This window comes from Marinobacter sp. UBA2498 (assembly GCF_002341575.1).
GTDB classification, from domain to species: domain Bacteria; phylum Pseudomonadota; class Gammaproteobacteria; order Pseudomonadales; family Oleiphilaceae; genus Marinobacter; species Marinobacter manganoxydans.
This window is the reverse complement of the sequence record NZ_DDOI01000109.1, coordinates 15,690-18,969: the sequence shown is the minus strand read 5'-3', so window position 1 is coordinate 18,969 and position 3,280 is coordinate 15,690. Positions and strand designations below refer to the sequence as shown.

Below are 3,280 nucleotides of genomic sequence, written 5' to 3'. Positions count from 1 at the left end.
ACCCGGGCGGCGTTCTCCGGGGCCACGGGCAGGGTCAGTTCCATCCAGAAGGTAGAGCCCTCGCCGGGCCGGCTTTCCAGATCCATGGAGCCGTCCATCAGGCCGACCAACTGGCGGCAAATGGTCAGGCCCAGGCCGGCACCCGGTAACTGGCGCTGGAACTGCTGGCCCAGCTGCACGTAGGGCTCATAAATCAGGGGAACATCTTCCGGGTTGATCCCTACGCCGGTATCTTCCACCGCAATACGCAGGCGAGCCTTGTCATCCCGGCGGCCCAACACCTCGATACTGATCAGCACATGGCCAGAATCGGTAAACTTGATAGCGTTGGACGTAAGGTTCAGCAATATCTGGCGAATGCGAACCGGGTCGCCCTTCAGCGCCCAGGGCAGGTTTTCGTCGATCCGAAGCTCCAGTGCGAGGCCTTTCTCCCGGGCTCGAGAGCCAAGCATGTGCACCAGGTCATTGAGGGTTTCCCGAAGGTCAAAGGGAATGTCTTCAAGTACCAGTTTGCCCGCTTCCATGCTGGAGATATCCAGCAGGTCGTTGATGATGGCCGAGAGGCTTTCCGAGGCGCTCAACAGGGTCAGCACGTATTCCCGCTGCTCCTGATCCAGCGGCGTATCGGTGAGCAGGTTGGCGTAGCCCAGCACCGACTGCAGCGGAATGCGCAGTTCGTGGCTGACATTCGCGAGGAACTGGTTCTTGGCGTGGTTGGCGCGAACCGCCTCGTCCCGCTCACCCTGGGACTGGATCGTGGTTTGGCGCAAGGAGCGGGTGTCCTCTAGGATTTGCAGGCGCATCTTGTTAAGCGCCTGCTCCAGCTCCGAGAGTTCATCTGGCGTTTTTCGGGGTTTGCGCTTGAGCTCCAGCGGGTCTACCAGCGCGTCGAGATTCAGCCGGGCGGCGTAATCGGCCATGGATTCCAGGTGCCGGGTAAGCGTTAAACGAACGATCACCAGCAAGCCCAGGGTGCCCAGCATGACAACAATGGATTGAAACAAAAGGTTCAGGAACGCGCGGTTACGCAGGTCTGTGTAGATCTGGTCTATGGAGGAGGTGACGGTGAGCGTGCCAACGTTTTCAGGACTGCGGTTGTTGGAGCGGTCGAAAACCAGTGGAAAGGTCTGCGATATGACCCGGCCCTCAGGGTAAGTGCCGGTGCTGAAGGTTTCGCCGGTGCTGGTCACCACCCGCCCGTACTGGACAGCGGGCACTGCTTTCATATCATCCAGGCTGTTGGCCACCTCGCTGAAATTCATCAGCCAGATGTTGTTGCTCATGCTTCCGGAAACCAACTCCGCGGCCCGTGTCTGGTCATTCAGCAGATCGTTCTTGCGCCGCTCGAATTCTCCGATCAGCTGAACGCCCGTTGCCACCAGAGACAGAAAAAGGCTGAACAGCAATACGTAGGCGAGCAACCTTGCCGCCAGTGGTCGTATTCCCAATCGTTTGAAGAACCGCTTTGAAGGCAAGGCACATATTCCCTGTGTCGACTACAAAATCACCAAAAGCAGTTTAACAGACCGTCAGCACTTCGACACGTTTCCGTGAATGATCATTCACGAATCGGAATCGCACGTTCAAATCGTACAGATGCGCTCCGTAAATGCGCTCTTCTTCCCGTCCTCTGCGAAAGGAGGGGCGTGGATCGTAAGCCACCACATCCTCGATCAGCGCTCGCAGTTCCGGATACTCTTCGGGTGACAGCTTGCCAATCTGGGCCTCCGCTTCCGGCAGAAAAACCACGTCGAGTTTTTCCGTGGGTGGCGAGTCTGCCCAGCCCAATGTCGCTTCAGGAACTGAATCGGCAAATGGCAGGTAGGGTTTGATATCCAGTATCGGTGTGCCCTCGATGAGGTCATGATCACTGATGCGGAGAATGAGTTGTCCATCTTTGCGCACCAATCCCTCATTGCGAACGACCGAGAGGCCGAGGCTGTTTGGGCGAAACGGAGACCGGCTGGCAAACACACCCATCTTGCGATTGCCGCCCAGGCGGGGAGGGCGCACCACGGGCCGCCAGTCTGCCCGCACCGCCTCGTGAAACTGAAAGGTCAGCCAAAGGTGGCTGGCGGTCTCCAGCCCACGGAAGGCATCTTCCCGGTCAAACGGTGGCTGGATAATCAGCTCGGCCCGGGCATGACGGGTCAACCCCGGCTGGCGAGGCACCCCGAACTTGTCCTGAAAGCATGAGCGGGTAATGGCGATAGGCGTGAGAGTAAGGGCCTCGGTCGCGGGTTTCGAGGGGTGTCTTGGCATTACAAACGATCATCCTCAATGATACCGGAGAAAAACATTTCCACCCGAAACACCACAGAAGCACGGTCTTTGAAGCTCTCCTCCCGGGGGAATTCCAGTGCTGGAATCAGCTCCGCATAGAGCCAGTTGCTGTGTAGACGGTAGCGGAACGTGAGATCGCCGAATGCTGATGTGGTGCGCCAGGAAGGTTTGCTTTCCCCAAGCACACCCAGCCGGGGCGTTACAATCAAGCGGTTATTCATGCGCTTACGCATGCTGAATATCTGAGCCGCAACAAATTCCTTGTCGTTGTGAACCCACTCCAGTTCTGAAGACGAGTGAAAATACCAGTCATTGCCCACCGGGCGCCCAACGCCAATCCAGGTTCGCTCGCCCCAGCCATCCTGATGAAAATAATAAAACCGTTGCTGAGCGTTCAGAATCCACTTGTCGTCCAGCCGCCAACGTTTCTCAGCCGTTGCCCGCCAGAACGCGTCTGGAGGCAGTCGCAGGCGCACACCCACGTCGTTGGAAAAGTTGATGGCGTCACCAATCTGGGTCAGGTAACGCAGTGCACCTGTGGCTTCCGTGTCGGAGCGCTCCGGCTCGGTTAGCTGCCGGTCCCGCTGGCGCTCGCTCAGGGGAATCAGCTCCTCGCTTTCGCTCTCGATAACCAGTCTCAGCTTGCGCTTCGTGGTAGGAATATCCAGCCGGAACCTGGCCTCCGGCTCAAACTGCGCCGGGTCTCCATATTCAGATTCCGTCGCAAAACCGATACGAAGATAGCTCTCATTATTGGGCAGGCTATGATCACTGCCGGACAAGGTACGGTCTGCCCATTGGCCAACAGATTGTACGGTCTGCCCGTGAAGGCGCTCCTGCCGGAGCACCCAGTTGCTGAATTTCAGCCAGTAGGAATCCCTGGGATCGGCCCAGTATTCATCCGGCTCAAAGGTATAGAACCCGAGCGGGAGCTGATCAGGCGCCAGAATCTCTGAAACAGACCGTTCCCGAAGCTCAAACACCGGCTCGATGCTGT

Annotated in this window: 3 protein-coding genes; all 3 read right to left on the bottom strand. The window is 57.9% G+C overall.

Annotated elements, in window-relative coordinates; all coding sequences use genetic code 11:
• Nucleotides 1-1,475: sensor histidine kinase (locus tag B2W52_RS15330; protein WP_286803688.1), on the bottom strand; the 1,475-nt coding region annotated here is incomplete at its 3' end.
• Nucleotides 1,476-1,518: 43 nt separating this feature from the next.
• Nucleotides 1,519-2,262: a tRNA (N6-threonylcarbamoyladenosine(37)-N6)-methyltransferase TrmO gene (tsaA, locus tag B2W52_RS15325; protein WP_092030962.1), complete on the bottom strand. Its 744-nt coding sequence runs from the start codon at nt 2,260-2,262 to the stop codon at nt 1,519-1,521.
• Nucleotides 2,262-3,280, bottom strand: a 1,019-nt coding sequence (locus B2W52_RS15320; protein ID WP_286803687.1) for a hypothetical protein, incomplete at its 5' end; no start/stop codon positions are given. The genes B2W52_RS15320 and tsaA, both read right to left, overlap by 1 nt.

What these genes read in the sequence shown, in the direction of transcription:
- tsaA (WP_092030962.1), bottom strand. Translation starts at nt 2,262, where the DNA reads ATGCCAAGACACCCCTCGAAACCCGCGACCGAGGCCCTTACTCTCACG.